Genomic DNA, 19,168 nt, shown 5'->3' on the forward strand with positions numbered 1-19,168 from the left:
TGCGCGATCGCTTCGGCGTCGGATAATGCGGCAAAAGCAAGAGCCTAGACGTGTTCCACCAGACTGCCGAGGATCGCGGCATCGTCCTCGATGGCAAGGGTTCCAGCGTCACGCGCGGAGGATGCGCCCATGCCCGCCTGAAGCTCCTCGGAAAACTGCCGGGCGGCGTCGCGGACGTCGGCGGCGAGGTCTTCGTCGGATTCGGGATGGGACCGCTTCAGGATGCGCGCCAGGCTGCCGATGACGACGCCTTCGTCATTGAAGATCGGCGCCGCGATGGCGGCGAGGCCGGATTCGAAGGTGCCGACCGTGATGCAATGGCCGGCCTTCCGGATGGCGGTCATCCGCCGGCGGAAATCCGTCCAATTGTCGCCGAGGCCGGCTTCGGCGATGTCCGAACTGCTGCGCAGGAAGAGAGACTTCATCCGCGCCGATGGAAGATTGGCGAGGATCGCAAGCGAGGCGGCACCCTTGTACAGGGAGAAAGGCAGGCCGCGTGCTCTGAGGAGCCGGAGCGGCGCCTCGCCGGACGGGTCGCTGTTTTCCTGGCGCAGGCAGAGCACCCGGTCGCCCCACAAGCCACACAGGATCATGACGCTGTCCGGCACGGCGCGGGCGCGTTCCGGCATGATCCGGTTGCCGACGGAGGTCATCGGGTCACTGATCTGGATCTTGCGTTCGAGCTCGACGATGCGCGGCCCGAGCGAATAGTTGCCGCGGCTCAGCTGAACGAGTAGGCCCGCATTACAAAGCACGCGCAGATAGCGATAGGTCGTGGACCGCGACAGGTCGAGCGTCTCTGCGATCTGCTCGGGCGAGACCGTCGGACTGTTTTCGTCCAGGAGATCGAGGATCTCGAACGCCCGGTCGATGCTGGTTTTTTCCCCTGCCACCTTTTCCATCGTCTGCAATGCCTTCCGCTGTTTGAAGGCACCATACAGAAAATAGAAAATATCGCAACATTCAGAACTTGATGTTTTTCCCAAATAATGGCACAAACTCCAAGTCGGAAATGGGAGCCGATCGCTGAACGGAGGAAAACATGACCACCCGCAGAGCCTTGATTCGTACTTTTGCCCGCCTCGGCCTTGCCGTATTGGCCAGTGGCACGCTTACCGGTGCTGCGCCCGTTGTGGCTGCGGCTGCAGGCTTTCCCGATCGTCCGGTGACGATTGTCGTGCCCTTCCCGCCGGCCGGCCCGCCGGATCTCCTGGCCCGCGCCATCGGCGAACACCTTTCGAAGGCCTGGGGCCGGCCGGTGCTGGTCGAAAACAAGCCCGGGGCCAATGGGGTGGTCGCGACGCAGTTCGTCGCCAATGCGCAGGCGGACGGCTACACGATCCTCGTCGGCAGCGTCGCCACGCACGCCATGAACCGTGCCCTGCGGCCGGATCTGCCCTTCGACACGCTGACGGCGTTCGAGCCCGTCACCCAGCTCGGGTTCACCCCGATGCTCATAACCGCCCATCCTTCGACCGGCATCACGACGATTGCGCAGCTCGTCGAGAAGGCGAAGGCCGAGCCGGAATCCATCACCTATGCCTCGGTCGGGCAGGGCAGCGCGGCGCATCTGGCGGCCGAGCTTTTCCAGGCTGCGGCGGGCATCAGGCTGGTGCACGTGCCCTATGACGGAATCGCCCAGGCGAGCCTCGACCTGATTTCCGGCCAGGTCGATCTCGGCTTCTCGAATGTCGTCAACATGTTGCCCTATGTGAAGGACGGCAAGAGCAACGCCCTGGCCGTGACCGACACGACCCGCGCTGCCATCCTGCCGGATGTGCCGACGCTTGCCGAAGCCTATCCCGGCATCGACGTGCGCCTCTGGTGGGGGATTTTCACGCCGGCGGGAACGCCCTCCGACGTGATCGACAAGCTGTCCGCGGAGATCAACGTTGCACTGAAGGACAAGGCGCTGATCGACAAATGGGCTGAATCGGCAACGACGATCGTCGGCAGCACCCCGGCCGACTTCAAGGCTCTCGTCAATGCCGACGCCGAGAAATGGGGCAAGGTCATCAAGGATGCCAACATCGTCGCCCAATAGGCGACGAGCGGACTGGAGCGGTTCCAGCAGGGGTACGGAGCGGCTTTGCGTCCGCAATTGTGCCGAGACAAGGAGTTGGAAACGCTCCAAGCAAGAGGATATGCCCGTGAGTACCAGTCTTTCGCTCGGCCTTGCCGAGTTTGTGAAGAATGCGGATATCGCCGATGCCGGCGAGGATGCCGTCGAACTTGCCAAGCGCGTCATCGTCGACACGGTCGCGGTGATCCTGTCGGGCGCCGGCAGCGAGGTTGCCGGACCCATGCTCGACTATGTTTCCCGCATGGGGCAGGGCGCCGTGCCGCTGATCGGAACGGATGCGTCCGCCAGCGCACCGGCAGCAGCGCTGGTCGGCGGCACGTTCGGCGCGGCGCTCGATTTCGACGATGTCCTGTCGATGATGCCGGGACATCCCGCCGCCGTCATCATGCCGGCGCTGATTGCCCAGTGCTACGACGCGCCGATCTCCGGCCGCGACTTCGTCGATGCCTATATCGTCGGCCTCGAAGTCGGCTCCAAGCTCTCGCAAGGCGTCGGCATCCGTCACTATCAGCGCGGCTATCACACGACCGGTACGATCGCGCTGTTCTGCGCGGTGGCGGCGCTCGCCCGTCGCTTCGATCTCACCGTGGACGAAACGCGCATGGCGATGAGTCTTGCCGCCTCGACGGCCTCCGGCATCCAGGCTAATTTCGGCACGATGACCAAGCCGCTGCATTCCGGCTGGGCGGCGCAATCGGCGGTCATCGCCGTTGACCTCGTCCGCGCAGGCTTCACCGCCTCGCTCTCGGCGCTGGAGGACAAGGGCGGTTATCTCTCGGCCTATGGCACGGAGGAGAGCGACGCCGGCAAGGTCCTGCCGCTTCTCGGCAACCCGTGGACGATCGTCTCGCCCGGCATCGCGCTGAAGAAGTTCCCGACCTGCTATGCGACGCACCGCGCCATCGATGGTGTGGCGGAAATCGAGCGCGAGGTCGGACCGCTGCTCGGCCAGCTTGAAAAGCTGACCTGCCGCGTCGTTCCCGGAGCACTTCTGCCTTTGCGGTTCAACCGGCCGAGGACCGGTCTCGAAGGCAAGTTCAGCATGCCCTATGGCCTCGCCGTCGCCATGCTCGACCGTCACCTGACCATCGCCTCCTTCGAGGACGCCGCCGTGCTGCGGCCGGAGATCTGGTCGCTCTACGACCGGATCGAGGTCGTCGAGGACGAGGCCTGCGGCGCGGAGGACCCGGACTACAACAGGAAGAGCGCCGGAACGCGCGGTTTTGTCGTCGTCGAGGCACGGCTCACCGACGGTCGTACCGTCATGCGCCGGGTCGACACCGCGCCCGGCCATCCCAAGCGCCCGCTGAGCTGGGCGGACCTCAACACCAAATTCCTCGATTGCGCCAAAAGCTGCGGCGTGGACGCCGGCGTCGCGCAAGCAGCCTTCGAGGCGTTGAAGGACCTCGAAAAGGCCGCGGACGTGGCAGCGCTCCTGCGCCCGCTCGTGCCCTCGGCGAAACGACGCGCGGACGCCGCGCAATAGGACGATCAGGACGCTGGTCCAGGCCGGCGTCCGGGAGGAGAACCCATGAGGACCAGATTTTACGCCACGGCCGATGGCCAGGCAGGATTATTCTTTGCGCTGTTCGGCTTGTTCGTCGCCTGGCAGTCGCTGCGATATCCCCTCGGGCGCGGCGCCCAGATGGGGCCTGGCATGTTTCCCCTGGCGCTGGGCGTGCTTCTTGTCGTCGTCGGGCTGCTCGTGACGGCCAAGGCGGTGCGGGCCGGGCATCCGGCCGCGCCGCCCTTCGAATGGCGGTCCGCCATCGTGGTCACGGCGGCCATTCTCGTGGCGGGGGCGCTGCTGCTGACGGCCGGCCTTTTCGTCGCCATTCCGGCGCTGGTGCTGATCTCGGCGCTCGCGGCGCGCAATAGCCGCCTTCCGGCCGTGCTCGTCTCCGCCGCCGCGCTGACCGTCATGGCCTGGCTCCTGTTCATCGTCGGGCTGGATCTGCGGATCCCTACTTTCTGGATGTGAACGATGGACCTTTTCACCAATCTCCTGGCGGGTTTTGCGACATCCCTCCAGCCGGCGAACCTTCTCTATTGCCTGGTCGGCGTCATCGTCGGCACGGCGATCGGCGTCCTGCCGGGCCTCGGCCCGCTGGCGACGATCTCCATGCTCCTGCCGCTCACCTATGCGCTGGATCCGGTGTCCGCGCTCATCATGCTGGCCGGCATCTACTACGGCGCGCAATATGGCGGCTCGACGACGGCGATCCTCGTCAACCTGCCGGGCGAGGCCTCCTCGGTCGTCACCGCCATCGACGGGCACAAGATGGCCAATGCCGGCCGCGCCGGCGCCGCGCTCGCCATCGCCGCGCTCGCCTCCGTCTTCGCCGGCACCGTCTCGACCTTCTTCGTCGCGGGCTTTTCGCCCGTCCTTGCGAATGTCGCCCTGTCCTTCGGTCCCGCGGAATATTTCTCGCTGATGGTCGTCGGTCTCGTGGCGGCGGTCATCCTGGCGCACGGCTCGCTGCTGAAGGCGGTTGGCATGGTGCTCGTCGGCCTCGTTCTGGGCAGCGTCGGCATCGACAATAACAGCGGCGCCTATCGCTTCACCTTCGGCTCGCTGGAGCTTTCGACCGGCATCGAGTTCGTTTCGGTCGCCATGGGCCTCTTCGCCTTCGCCGACATCATCGCCCATGTCGGCGAGAAGACCAGCAACACGCCGGTCCTTCACCGGATCACGCGGCTGTGGCCGTCGCGGGAGGATTTTCGCGATGCGACGCCGGCGGCGGCGCGCGGCACGCTGCTCGGCTCCGTCCTCGGCATTCTGCCGGGTGGCGGCGCGGCGCTCGCCTCCTTCTCCGCCTATACGCTGGAAAAGAAGGTTTCCCGGCATCCCGAGCGTTTCGGCAATGGCGCGGTCGAAGGCGTCGCCGGTCCGGAGGCCGCCAACAATGCGGCGGCGCAGACCTCCTTCATCCCCATGCTGACGCTCGGTATCCCCTCGAACGGCACCATGGCCCTGATGATGGGCGCCATGATGATCCACAACATCGCGCCCGGTCCGCAGGTCATCACCCAGCAGCCGGTGCTCTTCTGGGGCCTCATCACGTCGATGTTCGTCGGCAATGTCATGCTGGTGCTGCTCAACCTGCCGCTCGTCGGCATCTGGGTGAAGCTGATCTCGGTGCCCTACCGCTACCTCTATCCGGCCATCCTCGTCTTCTGCGTCATCGGGCTCTACAGCATCCAGAACCAGACGTTCGAGATCATGACCGCGGCGGTCTTCGGTTTCGTCGGCTACCTTTTCATGCGCATGAAATGCGAGCCGGCGCCGCTTCTGCTCGGCTTCATTCTCGGGCCCATGCTGGAATCGAACCTGAAGCGCGCCTTGCTTCTCGCTAAGGGCGATGCGACGACCTTCGTGACGCGGCCGGTCTCCGCAGTGCTGCTTCTGGTCGCCGCGCTGCTGTTGGCAACCGTCATCCTTCCCCAGTTCCGAAAGAAGCGCGAGGAGGTCTTCACGGAAGAAGCCTGAGCGGCCGGATGGCGATGCGCCGCCCGCCGGCGCGTCGCGGCCACCCCCGAAAATGCCTTTGTCCGCGCTGCGGACGGCGACCGGAGATTTCCTTCCGGCGCACGGATTCCCGCGTCCGAACGGACGCCCCTTGAAACGACATGCAAAGGAGCAGCAGAGAACGATGACGCAAATCGAATGTGTCGTGAAATCCGGCGACCAGGTCGGCGAAGTGCCGGTCTGGTGTGACCGCACCAATCTCCTCTGGTGGATGGACGTCCGCCGTCCGCGGGTCCAGTCCTTCGACCCGGCGACGGGCGAACACAAGGTCTACCTCACCGGCGGCCGCGCGCTCGGCAGCTATGCGCTGCGGGAAAGCGGCGGCATGATCCTGGCGCAGGACGACGGCCTCTATGCCTTCGACCCCGGTGGCGGCGCGCGCGAAAAGATCTTTCATCCCGAGGAGGATCTGCCGGACAACCGCCTGAACGACGGTCGGTGCGACCGCCGCGGCCGCTTCTGGCTCGGCAGCATGAACGACAAGGTCCGCCAGGACGACGGCAACTTCTGGCGCATCGGAACGGACTTCTCCGCCAAGAGATTCTTCGACGGGATCAACATCCCGAACGGCGTCTGCTTCAGCCCCGACGACAAGACGATGTATTTTGCCGATACGCCGAAGCGCATGATGTGGGCCTTCGATTTCGACATTGACGACGGCGTTATCTCGAACCGCCGCGTTTTCGCCGACCTGACGGCCAATCCCGGCCGCCCCGACGGCTCGACGGTGGACGCGGAGGGTTTCATCTGGAACTGCGAGTTCGCCGGCAAGCGCATCGTTCGCTACGCACCGGACGGTACGGTCGACCGCGTCGTCGCGATGCCCGTCACCAACGTCACCTGCGCGGGTTTTGCCGGCCCCGGCCGCGACGTCCTCTACGTCACCACCGCCTGGCAGGGCCTCAGCGAAGAGCAGCGCGCGGCCGAGCCGGATGCCGGCGGGCTTTTCCGTCTCGATGTCGGCGTCAAGGGCCTGCCCGAGCCGCGGTTCCAGGGTTGACAGGAGAAAAGCGATGAAACTTCTCTATGGCGGGCTTTCGCCCTTCGTCCGCAAGGTCATGATCGTGGCGCACGAGAAGGGGTTGGCCGACAGGCTCGAACGCGTGCCCGCGCCGGTAAACCCGCTCCAGCCGCTCGACCTTGCCATCGCGGTCAATCCGCTGGGGAAGATCCCGGCGCTGACGCTCGACGACGGCACCGTCCTCTACGGCGCGACGGTCGTCGCCGAATATCTCGACGCCCTGGACGGCGCCCCCTGCTTCTTCCCGAGCGGCGCGGCGAAATGGGCGGCGCTGCGCCGCAACGCCCTTGGAGACGGTATCCTGGAAGCCGGCCAGCTTGTCCGCATCGAAGGGCTGCGCCCCGAAGAGAGGCGGTGGGACGACTGGAAGAAGGTGCAGCTTCTGAAGGTCATGAACGGACTGGATGCGGCGGAGAAGGAGGCGGCGGATCTCGCCACCGGGACGCTGACGATCGGCGAAGTGGCGCTTGTCTGCGCGCTCGGCTGGTTCGATGTCCGCCTGCCGGATGCGGCCGGCTGGCGCGAGGGCCGGCCGGCCCTTGCCGCCTGGTTCGAAACGGTGTCGAGGAAGGCGTCCGTCGCTGCGACCGCACCCAGGGTGCCGGCATGAAGGCGGCCATCGAGCGGGCGGTCGCCGCTGGCGTCGGCGTCGGGCAGATCAGCGATGCCATGGACGAGCTCGGCCTGCCGCAGAACGCCGGCGGCGGCTACCGCCTGCTCGGTGGTACCGGAGGCACCGTCTTCGGACGGGCCTTCACAGTGAAGCAAGGCATGGCCGAGCCCGGCCAGCCAGGCGTGGTGCGGCAGGGGGAGGCGGCGCTTTCCCTTGCCAGCCCCGGCGACATCCTCGTCATCGACGCCGACGGGAACACGGATATCGCGACCTGGGGCGAGGGGCATTCGTTGCGTGCGCAGGCCAACGGATTGAACGGGATCGTGCTGCACGGCGCGACACGCGATGCCGAAGCCCTGGCGGCGGGCTCCCTTCCCGTGCTGTGCCGCGGCACATCCCCGCTGCGAAGCAAGGGCCGGTTTCATTCGGTGTCGGTCGGCGCGCCCGTAACGGTGGCGGGAGTGCGCATAGCCCCTGGGGATCTGGTTGCCGTCAGTCTTGACGGTCTCGTGTGTGTTCCCAGGGAGTTTGCCGACCGGGTCCTCGCCAAGGCCGAGGCCATCCAGGGCTTCGAAGAGGAACGCGACGCGATTTTGCGCCAGCAGCGTCCCTCGGCACGCCGCTGACCCGTAAATACCGGGAGCAGCCTCATCCGGAGCCCGGAGAATAAAAACGTTTATATTGTGTCTTGAAAACGTTTATATTCGTTGTTACCACTTCCATCAAGGCTGGAGGAGGTCCGCCTGCGGCAGGAAGATGCCGGGGATGGAGCCGTTGCCGGTGAGGGGATTTGTCGAGGGCCTTCCGCATGGGCGGGCACCGACGGTTGAGGAGGAAGAGATGAAAAAATTCGTTGCAGCACTTGCACTTGCCGTCTTCGCGACAGGGGCCGTGCATGCGGCCGATCTCGGCGGCAAGCTTCTGAAGGTCGGCTCCGACACCACGTCGCCGCCGATGGAAAGCGTGGACCCCGCGAGCGGCCAGATCGTCGGCTTCGATGTCGACGTGGTCAATGCCATCTGCGCCAAGATCAACTGCCAGGCCGAATTCGTGACGACCGGCTGGGACGGCATCTTCGCCGCGCTCGACCAGGGCAGTTTCGACCTCGTGGCCTCGGGCGTCTCGATCACCGACGAGCGCAAGAAGGCAATGGATTTCTCCGATCCCTATATCGTCAACAGCCAGGCGGTGCTGACGCGCGCCGAGGACCAGGGCATCACGCTGGAGACATTCAAGGCCGAAGGCCGGAAGCTCTCCGCCCAGGCCAATACGACGGACGCCCAGGTCGCCGAAGGCGTCGTCGGCAAGGAGAACGTCATCGCCTATGACAGCTTCAGCGCCGCCATCATCGCGCTGAAGAACAAGGACGTCGATGGCGTCGTGATCAACGGCGCCAATGCCGCCGCCTATGAACGGGAATTTGCCGGCGAACTCGTCGCCTCCATCAAGGACCTCGAATCCGATCCGCTCGGCCTCGTCTTCCGCAAGGGCGACGAGAATGTCGCAGCTTTCAACGAGGGCCTGCAGGCGATCAAGGATGACGGCACGCTCGACCAGCTCATCGCCAAGTATTGGGGCCTCAAGTAAGAGGTTCTGCCGGAAGCACCGTGCGGGCGCTTCCGGCATGTCGTGATGCCGGAGGCCGAAATGTCGTTCGTCAGAAGCGTGAGGCCCAGCAATCTGGTGATCCTCGCCGCGTTGCCCTTCATCGTCTACCTGTTCGCCGCGTCGGCGGACTACCAGCGTTCCCTGCGCGCCATCCTGGGCGTGGAATTGGGTTCGGGCGCCTTCGTGCCGGGTTTCCTGCTGCTTACGGCCGCCTTTTCCGCCGGTTTTGCGGTGCTCGTCCTGTCGCGCGGCAAGGTGGTGCGGCCGCGCCTCACGATGGCGGTGGGCCTTGCCGGGCTTCTGGCGACAGCCGCCATTCTTGCGGGTGATCTCGTCCATCCCTTCATCGCCTCGGTCGTCGCGAACGGTGTCGATCCCTTCAAGTCCGATCTCGTCGTCAAGGGCGCGACGCCCCGCCAGCTGACGGATGCGGCGGACCTCATGGTGCGCGGCGTGGAGGCCTGGCTCTGGCCGATCTATGCCGTGCTGCTCGTCGCGGGTCTCGGCCTCACCTTCGCCGGCAGCCGCGCGCCGGTTCCGGCGGAAAGCCGCCTGCGCCGGGCAGGCGCCTGGCTGCTCGGCCTCGTCAATGGCGCCGGTCTTGTCTTCGTCTTCCTCTTCGCCCACCTCGCCTTCGCCTCGGGCCTTGCCACGACCATCCGCGCGGCCATCGCCGCCTATATCCTCGCGGCCATGCTCGGTCTCGTCTGGGTGGGGCTCCTGAAGCTGCGCTATACGCGCCGGAGCCTCTATTTCTTCGCGGCGATGACACTCGCCTTTGCCGCGCTCTCCGCCTGGTTCCTGATGCAGCCGCGGGACAACTACGTGCTGGCCGGCACGCTGGAGGGCAAGGTGGGCATCATCACCGGCACCCCGTCGGGCCTCATCGGCGTCGTGCGCTTCGGCCAGTACGAGGGCGGCCCGACCACCGAGACGCCGGTGCGGACCTTCGTCACGCCCGAGCAGGCGATCGAGGCGATCGGTAGAAAAGAGGATGTCAGCGGCGCGTTGTTGCCTGCCGCGGCCGCGCCCGCCGACTGGCCGCGCCTCTGGCAGGTCGAGGCGCTGAACGATCGCGACCGCGCCGCCGGCATCACCTTCGCCGTCATCGCCATCGTGGCAGGCCTCTTGACCTTCGGCGGTTTCCTGCACCGCCGCCATCCGTTGTCCATCGGCTCGGAATTCATCGTCGATACGATCCGCGGCATTCCGATGCTCGTCATCGTGCTCTATGTCGGCCTGCCGCTTTCCGGTGCCTTGAAGGATGCGACGGCTGGCGTCTTCGATCCGCCGAACCTGATCCGCGGCATCGTCGCCATGGCCATCGCCTATTCCGCCTATCTTGCGGAGATCTTCCGCTCGGGCATCAACGCCATCCCGGCCGGGCAGATCGAGGCGGCGGGCAGCCTCGGCCTCAACCGATGGCAGACGGCGCGGCTCGTCATCCTGCCGCAGGCCTTCCGCATCGTCATCCCGCCGCTCGGCAACGAGCTGATCGCCATCCTGAAGGACACTTCGCTGCTGTCGATCCTGTCGATCCGCGACATCACCCAGCGCATGCGGGAGTTCCAGTCGGCGAGCTTCCTGCCGTTCGCGCCCTATAACTCGGCGGCGATCCTCTACATCCTGCTGACGCTGGCGGCGGCAAGCCTCATCAGCCTCATCGAGAAGAAATATGACACCAAGTACCGCTGACACAGGAACGGTGCTTGTCACCGGTGCCGGGCGGGGCCTCGGCCGGGCGCTGGCCGATCTCTATGCGGCAGCCGGCTTCCGCGTCATCGCCTGCACGCGGCAGGGGACAGGCGATGCCCCGCCCCTCGATGTGTCGGACGCGGTCTCGATCGCCGCGCTCGGGGACCATCTGGCGGGCGTGCCGATCGATATCGTCATCAACAATGCCGCGATCCGCGGCGATACCGGCGGCCTTGCCTCGCTGGAAACGCATGGTTTTCTGGAGGTCATGCGCATCAACGCGCTCGCCCCGCTGCTCGTCGCCCGGGCGCTCAGGCCCAATCTCCTCGCCGGCAGGCGCCGGGTGATCGCCAATATCGGCAGCCGTGCCGGCTCGCTTGCGGAAGGCACGATCGACGACGAGGACGGGGATTATGCCTATCGCTGCTCCAAGGCGGCGCTGAACATGGCGACGGTCAAGCTGGCACAGGATTTCCGCTCCGACGGCATCGCCGTCCTCTCGCTGCATCCCGGCTGGGTGAAGACGGATATGGGCGGCACGGAGGCGGCGGTCGAGGTAGCGGAAAGCGCCCTCGGGCTGAAGCGCCTTATCGACGGCGCGACGATGACAGAGACCGGAAGCTTCAGGGCCTATGACGGCCGGCCGGTGCTCTGGTAGCCGCCCGGCCCGGCGGAATTTTGAACGGTGATATAAACGTTTATATTGCAATCTTGACGAAAGCGGACCGGCCCGGCCGGCGCCGCGGAGAATGAAGGACGATACTGGTGCACAAGCCGCTCACCAAACAGAACCGCTTCGACGCTGCCCGGCCGGACGCCGGCATGCTGGAGCTTGGCGTCTGCTACTATCCGGAGCAGTGGCCGCGGGAGAAATGGGACGAGGACGCCCGCCGCATGGTGGAGCTGGGCCTTGCCTGGGTGCGCATCGGCGAGTTCTCCTGGTCTCAGATCGAGCCGCAGGCCGGCGTCTTCCATTGGGAATGGCTGGACGAGGCGATCGAGGTGCTCGGCTGCGCCGGCCTCAAGGTCATCCTCGGCACGCCGACGGCCGCCCCGCCGAAATGGCTGGTCGACCGTTATCCGGATATCCTGCCGGTCGATGCGCGCGGCGTGGTGCGCAAGTTCGGCGCACGCCGGCACTATTGTTTCTCCAGCCGCCGCTACCGGCTGGAGGCGGCCCGCATCACCGAGGCCATGGCGCGCCGCTATGGCGAAAACCCCTTCGTGCATGCCTGGCAGACGGACAACGAATACGGCGACCATGACACGATCCACAGCTATTCCGACGAGGCGAAGCTGGCCTTCCGGCAATGGCTCGCCGCGCGCTACGGCACGGTCGAGGCGATGAACCGCGCCTGGGGCACGACCTTCTGGAGCATGCACTACAACACGTTCGACGAGGTGGACCTGCCGAACAACCTCGTGGAAGAGCCGACGCCGACCCATCTCGTCGATTATTTCCGCTTCTCTTCTGACCAGGTGAAGACTTTCAACAAGGCACAGGTGGACCTCATCCGGCAGCATTCGCCGGGCCGTCCGGTCACGCACAATTTCATGTCGCAGAACACCGACTTCGACCATTACAAGGTCGGCGAGGATATCGATATCGCCTCCTGGGATGTCTATCCAATGGGCGGGCTGATCAACGGCCGCCTCGGCGCGGAGGAGAAGGCGCGGTATCTGCGCGTCGGCGATCCCGACCAGCCTGCCTTCAACCACGACCTCTACCGCGCCGTCGGCCGCGGCCGGGTCTGGGTGATGGAACAGCAGCCGGGCCCGGTCAACTGGGCGGCGCACAACCAGTCGCCGGCCGATGGCATGGTGCGGCTGTGGACCTGGCTCGCCTATGCGCACGGCGTCGACATGGTTTCCTATTTCCGCTGGCGCCAGGCGCCCTTCGCGCAGGAGCAGTTCCACGCTGGCCTGCTGCTGCCGAACAGCGAGGTGGACCAGGGCTATCTCGAGGTGGCGCAGGTTGCCGAGGAGATGGCGCGGCTGCCGAAGGGCGAGGTGCGGGAAAAGGCCGCCGTCGCGATCCTGCTCGATTACGAATCGCGTTTCGCCACCAGCGCCCTGCCGCAGGGGCGCGGCTACGCCGCCTCGGCCATCGCGCTCGACTGGTATTCCGCCGTCGCGCGCCTTGGCGTGGATGTCGATTTCATCGGCCAGCATTCCGATCTCTCCGGCTACAGCCTCGTGCTGGCGCCCGACCTCGTCATCCCGGATGCCGCCTTCCTTGCCCGGCTGAAGGTGTCGAAGGCCAAGGTCCTGTTCGGCCCGCGCAGCGGCAGCAAGACACGCGACATGCACATCCCCGCCGACCTGCCGCCCGGCCCGCTCGCCGATCTCCTCGATTTCCGCGTGACGCGCGTCGAGTCCCTGCCGGACTACCACAGCGAGCCGGTGCTCTACGGCAATGCGAGCCACCCGGTGACCGGCTGGCGGGAGCTCATCCGCACGAACGAGACGGTGCTGGCCACCTTCGAGGGCGAGCATCGTCCCGGCTCCCCGGCGGTCATCGGCAATGATCGCGCGCGCTATGTCGGCACGCTGCCGCGCGGCGAATTCCTGGCGAAGCTGATGGGCGACACGCTCGGCTGGGCCGGCGTCGGGAGCCTGCCCGATCTCGGCGACGTCAGGCTCGCCCGCCGTGGCCGGCTGCGCTTCGCCTTTAACTATGGCAGCACTCCCGCCGCCGTGCCGGCCGGCGCGGAGGCGACCTTCCTCGTCGGCGACCGGCAGCTTGCGCCCGTCGATGTGGCGATCTGGACGGAAAGCGGCCGCTAGGGCAATCCCGGCAAGAGTGCGAAGCGGTCCCGCGTCCGCAATCGCGCCGAAACGCTCCAGGCCGCCGCGTCGGGGCGTCCCCCTCATCCGGTCCCTCCGTCCCTCCCTGGGGAGAAGGACCGGATGAGGGGTTGCTTTGTTGCGTTTGCTGGTAAGAGCGGAAAAATTATCCGGCTCCCGTTTCCGCCTGGGGCTGCACCGGCCGGTGTGTCGTCTTGTTCCAGAAGAAGGGATTGTGGCGCAGCTCCCCCACGGCGCGCCAGGCGGCGACCGACAGCAGCAGCCAGTAGACGGGCGTCATCATCCAGTGCCTTCCCACCGCGGCCTGCTCCCTGTCCGTCATGCCGCCTCGCCCGAGCGCGATGAAAACCGCGTAGCTGCCGAAGATATTGACGATGTCGATGGCAAAGAGGGTGAATTCGAGCGGTCCCACCATGAAGGCGGATTGGGAGAACAGCGACCAGGTGATGAGGCCGAGATAGGCGAGGATCAGCGGATGGGCGAGCGAGGAGAGGATGAGCCCGCCGATCAGCACCTGGAAGACGACGCTCGGCCAGAGGCCCATCTCCGAAACGAGGCGGGAGGGATGGCGCATCAGCACCAGCCAGGTCTGCAGCCAGCCCTTGAACCAGCGCGTGCGCTGGCCGAGCCAGGCGTCACGCCCTACGGGCGCTTCCTCGTAGGTCGGCCGGGTGAGCGTGCCGCAGCGATAGCCGAGCCTGTAGAGCCGGAGCCCGAGATCGGCATCCTCCGTGACATTGTAGGGGTCCCATCCGCCGGCCTGCTGGAGCACGCGCGTGCGAAAATGGTTGGACGTGCCGCCGAGCGGCATGGGCAGGCGCGCGGCGGCAAGATGTGGCAGCAGCACGCGGAAAAGGCCGGCATATTCGAGCGCGAAGAGCGCGCTGAGCCAGCCTTCCCGTGCATTGGTGACGACGAGCGGCGCCTGGAGGCAGGCGATATCCGGCGGGCCGGCCTCGAAGGTCCGCCAGGCCTCTTCCAGCTGCATGGGATCGACCCGGTCTTCCGCGTCGTAGATCACCAGGTAGTCGCCGCGCGCGGCGCCGAGCGCATAGGTGAGCGCCTTCGGCTTGGTGCGCGGCCGGCCGGGCGGCACTTCGACGATCTCGTACTGCCGGCCGAGGCGGGTGAGGGCGAGCGCATCGAGCGTTTCCTGGTCGTCCGCCTCGCAGATCAGCTTGATATCGAGCCGGGCCGCCGGCCATTCGATCCGGTTCAGGGTGTCGATGAGTTGCGGCACGACGGCCGCTTCCCGGTAGAGCGCGACGAAGATGGAATAGGTCGGGCGCGGCCGGGGCGGCGGGGACGGCACCAGCGCCCGGCGCTCCCGTCGCCATTTGGCGATGAGGGCGATCAGGCGGATCAGGAAGCTGCCCAGGAACAGCAGGCTCAGCACGATGTGCAATGCCAGCGCGGCCAGCACGGGGGCGGCGACGGCCAGCACGAGGAGGAGCGTCACGGCGACGCCGGTATAAAAGCCCTGCCGCCCGCGCAGCGTGATGCGGGCGCTCGCCTCCGGCATGGTCGCGTGGAGGTCGTCCACCGTGTCGCGCAGCCGCCGGTGCCGGCCGGCCTGCCAGAGCGCGGCCCTCAGGGCCGAGGGCGTGGTCGCCGCCATCATGGTGCGCAGGCCAGGCGACTGTGCCAGCCGCTCGCCCAGATAGCCGAGCCGCTCGGCACTCGGCACGATCGCCGTCGTCGGCGGACGGGAAGGATGGCGCAGCCGCACCACGGTCGGATCGACAAGCTGGGTATCGGCATCGGGAAGATCCTCGACCTCGGCCGGATCCAGACGGTCGAGGAAGGGGATGTCCAAGAGTTCGGCCAGCGCCTCGTAATAGATGTCTTCCGAGATCGAACCGCTCGCCAAAAGCTCCGTTTCCAGCGACGTGCCGTGCTGGTTGGCACGCACCAGCATGGTCGAGATGAGGGGTTTGGGCAGGCCGAGGCGCCGGAAGAGCCGGGCTTCCGTCATCAGGCGGGACGGCACGGTGTCGTCGCGGGGTGGCGGCAGCTGTGCCGGCAGGATGCCGATTGCGGTAGCGAAACCGATGTCGTCGGGATATTCTGCCAGTCGCATGCAGCCACCGCAGCCGCGCAGGCGGCTGCACCCCTTTTAAACCCCAAGTTGATTGTAATGCGGCACACCGGAAATTCACCTCTTAAAATTTATGGGCTTTTTGCGCTTTGTCTGTTGATGGCGGCGGCCAAGCCCCTGGGCGTCGCGGCGCAGGAGCGCGCGCCGGTCGACCTGCCGATCCTGTTCGACACGCGCGAGCGCATCGGGCGGCCCGATCTGTCGGGCATCGTGCGGCTGCGCTTCCTGACCACGGTGGATTTCCCGCCGTTCAACTTCATCGACCAGACCGGCAAGCTCGCCGGCTTCCATGTCGACCTGGTGCGGGAGATCTGCCGGGAGCTGGCACTCACCGAAAAATGCCAGATCCAGGCTGTGACCTTCCCGGAGCTGGAAAAGGCGCTGGTCGACGGCAATGGCGAGGCGGTCGCCGCGGGCGTCGCCGTCACCGCGGAGCTGCGCAAGCGCTTCCTCTTCTCGCGCCCCTTCATGCGCCTGCCGGCCCGGTTTGCGGTGACGAAGAAGGCGCCGCCCGCCGGCGAGACCGCGGCGGCGCTCGATGGCAAGCGGGTCGGCGTCGTCGCGGCGAGCGCGCATGAGGCGATGCTGAAGGCCTTTTTCCCGCGCGTGCAGGCGGAGGCCTTTCCCGATCGTGCCGCCCTGCTGGCGAGCCTCAAGGACGGCAAGGTGGAGGCGGTTTTCGGCGATGGCATGCAGCTCGCCTTCTGGACGAGCGGTTCGGAATCGGCCGGCTGCTGCCGCCTGTTCGACGGCCCCTACCTGTCGGAGCGGTTCCTCGGCGAGGGGCTGACCATCATGTTCCGCAAGGAGGACGCGACGATCACCGGCGCGATCGACCATGCGCTGCTGGCGCTCTCGCGCAGCGGCCGCCTGCAGGAGATCTATCTGCGCTATTTCCCGGTCAATCTCTACGGCGGCTGATGCGCCCTACTGGCTGGCCCAGATGATGCGGGCGATCCAGTCGACGTCGTCGATGTCGAAATTGCGGTTCGGATGCTCGGGATTGAGCGAGACGAGCTCGATCGTGCGCGGCGTCTGGCGATGCAGCACCTTGGCCATGACCTCGCCCTCGCGGGTCTTGACCACGACCCGGTCGCCGCGGCGCACCTGCGCCCCCGGCTCGACAATCAGCACGTCGCCGTCGCGGTAGAGCGGCAGCATGCTGTCGCCCTGCACCTCCAGCGCATAGACGCCGGGCTTGCGGTCCGGCGAGGCGGGAAACTCCACCACGTCCCAGCCCTGGCCGGCGGGAAAGCCGCCGTCATCGAAGAAGCCGCCGGCACCGGCCTGGGCGAAGCCGAGTAGGGGAATGGCGCCGGTCTGCGGCGGAAAGGCGCCCTGCGGCAGGGCGGCGTCGCGCGCCGGGTCGGCCAGCATGAAGAATTCGTCGATCGAGGCGCCGGTCGCGTCGAGCACCTTGGCGATCGATTCCGTCGATGGCCAGCGCTGGCGGCCGTCCGCGCCCTGCCGCTTCGATTTGTTGAAGGACGTCGGGTCGAGCCCGGCGCGGCGGGCAAGGCCGGACGGCGAGAGCCGGTTGCGCTCGGCAAGGGCGTCGATCGCTGCCCAGATCCGGTCGTGGGAGAACATGCTGAAAAACCCTGCCAAGGCAACGGGCCGGCCAGTGCCGGTCCGACTGGCCGGAAGCATATCCAAGGACGGTTTCCGAGTAAAGAAAAAAGGATTATTTTCCTGTGTGCTTTCCAGGCAGGTTTTCCGCCGCCCGGCGGCGTGCCACCACGCTCTCGCGCCACACGGTGAAGATGCCGGCCCCGACGACGATGGCCGAGCCGAGCACCATGTTGAGGTTCAGCGTTTCGCCGAAGATGCCGACGCCGATGATCGCCGCCAGCACGACCTGGAGATAGGTGAGCGGCTGCACGGCGGCGGCATCAAGCAGGTCGTAGGCGCGGATCAGGAAATAGTGGCTCGACATGCCGGTGATGCAGAGCAGGCCCATCCACAGCCAGTCGCCCGGGGTAAGGTTCGTCCAGAAGAAGGGGCCGACGAGGGAAATCGCCGCCGCGCCGGCCACGCCGATGTAGAAGAAGCTCGTCGAGGCGGTGTCGTCCCGGCTGACGAGGCGGGTCGCGATGACATAGACCGCGAACATGAGCGCGGAAACCAGCGGCAGCAGGACGCCCATGTCGAAGCCTCCGCCGCCCGGGTTGAGAATGATCAGGACGCCGCAGAGCCCGACGCTGATCGCCGTCCAGCGCCGCCAGCCGACCCTTTCGCCGAGCAGGGGCATGGACAGGAGCGCGACGAAGATCGGCCCCGACGCCAGGATCGCCTGCGAATGGGCAAGCCCGACCGTGGTGAAGGCGGTGATGGTGACGACGATCTGGCAGGCGAGGAGCACGCCGCGCAGGATCTGCAGCGCCGGCCGTTTCGTCGCCGCCGCCACCCTCAGTCCGCCCGGGCTGCGCGCGCCCAGCGCCATCGCGAAGGCGCCGAAGGCCCAGAAGCGCAGCATGGCGATGAAAACCGGCGGATAGAGGCTGCCGAGATGTTTCGAGATCGCGTCCTGCAGGCTGAAGATCAGGATGGCAAGCAGGGTGAAGAGGTAGCCGGTGCGTTTGGAGTCCATGGCTCGCGCATATACCTGTGCGGCCCCGCTTGCACGCCGAAACTTGCCGGCGCAGCGGACTTTTCGCGGCAGGATTCACCGCAGTGGGAAAAATTTCCTCCCCCCGTGATTTTCAGCCTCTTTCGCTGCATCGAGCGGCGCGCTATCAAGGCGGAGCGCGGCGTTTCCGCGCCTTCGAGGCCCATTCCGTGCAAAAGACCGTCTCTTCCGGCATTCTGCTGACGTCCTTCGCCTATTTCATGTTCTCCTTGCAGGATGCGACCGTCAAATGGCTCGTCGCGGCCTTGCCGGTCTGGCAGATCCTGTTCGTGCGCAGCTTGACGATCTTCGCACTCTGTCTTGCCTTCGGCGGGCGCCCGCTTCTGCAAAGCGCGCGTCGCTCGCCGGTGCTGAAGCCGCTCTTCCTGCGCAACCTGCTGCTGCTCGCCGCCTGGCTGTCCTACTACACCGCCGCGCGCGATCTCGGCCTTGCCGAGCTGACGACGCTCTACTATGCCTCGCCGGTCGTCATGACGATCCTCTCCGTGCCGATCCTCGGCGAGAAGGTGCCGGGATACCGGTGGTTCGCGGTGGTGATCGGTTTCGTCGGCGTGGTCGTCGCCTGCGGGGTGGCGGCCGAGGGCCTGCGGCTTTCGCTGCCTGTCTATCTCGCCCTGCAGGCTGCCATCTTTTGGGCGATCGCGACGGTGCTCTTGCGCAAGACGGCGTTGCACGAGCGCACGCAGGTGCAGGTGACCATATCGAGCGGCTTCTTCCTCCTCTTCACCGCTGTCGCGCTGCCCTTCGTCTGGCAGCCGGTCGCGCTGCTCGACCTGGCGCTGATGGCGGGAACCGGGGTGATTGCCGGCCTGGGGCAGTTCGCGATGTTCGAGGGCATGCGCCGGGCGCCGGTCTCCGTGCTCGCACCCTTCGAATATTCCTCGCTCGTCTGGGCTTTCGTGCTCGGCTATCTCATCTGGAGCGACGTGCCCGGCTCGAATGTCTTCGTCGGCGCCACGCTGATCTTTTCCGCCGGCATGGTCATCATCGCCAGCGAACGGTTCGCAGGGCGCTTCCGGGCCCGGATTTGACTTCTTAAGTAACGAAACAACCAAAAGAATTCCGTTTTCATCACACTGGTTGG

At 66.3% G+C, this 19,168-nt stretch carries 17 protein-coding genes; 13 read left to right on the forward strand and 4 right to left on the reverse strand.

All coding sequences use genetic code 11. The features are described from left to right. Positions 1–44 precede the first annotated feature (44 nt). Positions 45–893, reverse strand: coding sequence for an IclR family transcriptional regulator (locus AABQ55_RS04890; RefSeq protein WP_272804282.1), 849 nt, complete (start codon positions 891–893; stop codon positions 45–47). A 149-nt stretch (positions 894–1,042) separates the two neighbouring features. On the opposite strand from AABQ55_RS04890, the gene AABQ55_RS04895 reads away from it, so the two are divergent. The 11 genes from AABQ55_RS04895 (at position 1,043) to AABQ55_RS04945 (ending at position 13,336) form a co-directional block, all read left to right on the forward strand. Next, positions 1,043–2,044, forward strand: a complete 1,002-nt coding sequence (locus AABQ55_RS04895; protein WP_272804283.1) for a Bug family tripartite tricarboxylate transporter substrate binding protein — start codon at positions 1,043–1,045, stop codon at positions 2,042–2,044. 106 nt (positions 2,045–2,150) lie between these two features. Further along, positions 2,151–3,569 (forward strand): MmgE/PrpD family protein, encoded by a 1,419-nt coding sequence (locus AABQ55_RS04900; RefSeq protein WP_272804284.1) that lies wholly within the window; start codon positions 2,151–2,153, stop codon positions 3,567–3,569. Positions 3,570–3,614: 45 nt separating this feature from the next. After that, positions 3,615–4,064, forward strand: coding sequence for a tripartite tricarboxylate transporter TctB family protein (locus AABQ55_RS04905; RefSeq protein WP_272804285.1), 450 nt, complete (start codon positions 3,615–3,617; stop codon positions 4,062–4,064). Between the two features lie 3 nt (positions 4,065–4,067). Then, positions 4,068–5,573 (forward strand): tripartite tricarboxylate transporter permease, encoded by a 1,506-nt coding sequence (locus AABQ55_RS04910; RefSeq protein ID WP_272804286.1) that lies wholly within the window; start codon positions 4,068–4,070, stop codon positions 5,571–5,573. Between the two features lie 163 nt (positions 5,574–5,736). Beyond that, positions 5,737–6,612, forward strand: coding sequence for an SMP-30/gluconolactonase/LRE family protein (locus tag AABQ55_RS04915; RefSeq protein WP_272804287.1), 876 nt, complete (start codon positions 5,737–5,739; stop codon positions 6,610–6,612). Positions 6,613–6,625: 13 nt separating this feature from the next. After that, positions 6,626–7,243, forward strand: coding sequence for a glutathione S-transferase N-terminal domain-containing protein (locus AABQ55_RS04920; RefSeq protein WP_272804288.1), 618 nt, complete (start codon positions 6,626–6,628; stop codon positions 7,241–7,243). Continuing rightward, entirely contained in the window at positions 7,240–7,872 is a 633-nt protein-coding gene (locus AABQ55_RS04925; RefSeq protein WP_272804289.1) for an RraA family protein, read from the forward strand. The genes AABQ55_RS04920 and AABQ55_RS04925 overlap by 4 nt, the downstream gene beginning before the upstream one ends. A 214-nt stretch (positions 7,873–8,086) precedes the next feature. Continuing rightward, positions 8,087–8,833 (forward strand): transporter substrate-binding domain-containing protein, encoded by a 747-nt coding sequence (locus AABQ55_RS04930; RefSeq protein WP_272804290.1) that lies wholly within the window; start codon positions 8,087–8,089, stop codon positions 8,831–8,833. 60 nt (positions 8,834–8,893) lie between these two features. Then, on the forward strand, positions 8,894–10,549 hold the full coding sequence (locus AABQ55_RS04935; protein WP_272804291.1) for an amino acid ABC transporter permease: 1,656 nt from the start codon (positions 8,894–8,896) through the stop codon (positions 10,547–10,549). Between the two features lie 10 nt (positions 10,550–10,559). Continuing rightward, on the forward strand, positions 10,560–11,207 hold the full coding sequence (locus AABQ55_RS04940; protein WP_336314395.1) for an SDR family oxidoreductase: 648 nt from the start codon (positions 10,560–10,562) through the stop codon (positions 11,205–11,207). Between the two features lie 107 nt (positions 11,208–11,314). Further along, entirely contained in the window at positions 11,315–13,336 is a 2,022-nt protein-coding gene (locus AABQ55_RS04945) for a beta-galactosidase (protein WP_272804293.1), read from the forward strand. A 166-nt stretch (positions 13,337–13,502) separates the two neighbouring features. Here AABQ55_RS04945 and AABQ55_RS04950 read toward each other — a convergent pair whose 3' ends face one another. Further along, positions 13,503–15,437 carry a glycosyltransferase family 2 protein gene (locus AABQ55_RS04950; RefSeq protein ID WP_272804294.1) on the reverse strand — a complete coding sequence of 645 codons (1,935 nt, stop codon included), beginning with the start codon at positions 15,435–15,437 and terminating at the stop codon, positions 13,503–13,505. A 57-nt stretch (positions 15,438–15,494) separates the two neighbouring features. Between AABQ55_RS04950 and AABQ55_RS04955 the strand changes: the two genes are divergently transcribed. After that, positions 15,495–16,376, forward strand: coding sequence for a transporter substrate-binding domain-containing protein (locus AABQ55_RS04955; RefSeq protein WP_432346723.1), 882 nt, complete (start codon positions 15,495–15,497; stop codon positions 16,374–16,376). 6 nt (positions 16,377–16,382) lie between these two features. Here AABQ55_RS04955 and AABQ55_RS04960 read toward each other — a convergent pair whose 3' ends face one another. Together AABQ55_RS04960 and AABQ55_RS04965 are read right to left on the reverse strand one after the other, a co-directional pair. Then, positions 16,383–17,045 (reverse strand): S24 family peptidase, encoded by a 663-nt coding sequence (locus tag AABQ55_RS04960; RefSeq protein WP_272804296.1) that lies wholly within the window; start codon positions 17,043–17,045, stop codon positions 16,383–16,385. Between the two features lie 94 nt (positions 17,046–17,139). Next, entirely contained in the window at positions 17,140–18,045 is a 906-nt protein-coding gene (locus tag AABQ55_RS04965) for a DMT family transporter (protein ID WP_272804297.1), read from the reverse strand. 188 nt (positions 18,046–18,233) lie between these two features. On the opposite strand from AABQ55_RS04965, the gene AABQ55_RS04970 reads away from it, so the two are divergent. Further along, positions 18,234–19,115: a DMT family transporter gene (locus AABQ55_RS04970; RefSeq protein ID WP_244767368.1), complete on the forward strand. Its 882-nt coding sequence runs from the start codon at positions 18,234–18,236 to the stop codon at positions 19,113–19,115. The last annotated feature ends 53 nt before the right edge of the window (positions 19,116–19,168 follow it).

Origin of the sequence: Shinella sp. WSD5-1 (assembly GCF_963942435.1) — a bacterium.
GTDB classification, from domain to species: domain Bacteria; phylum Pseudomonadota; class Alphaproteobacteria; order Rhizobiales; family Rhizobiaceae; genus Shinella; species Shinella yambaruensis.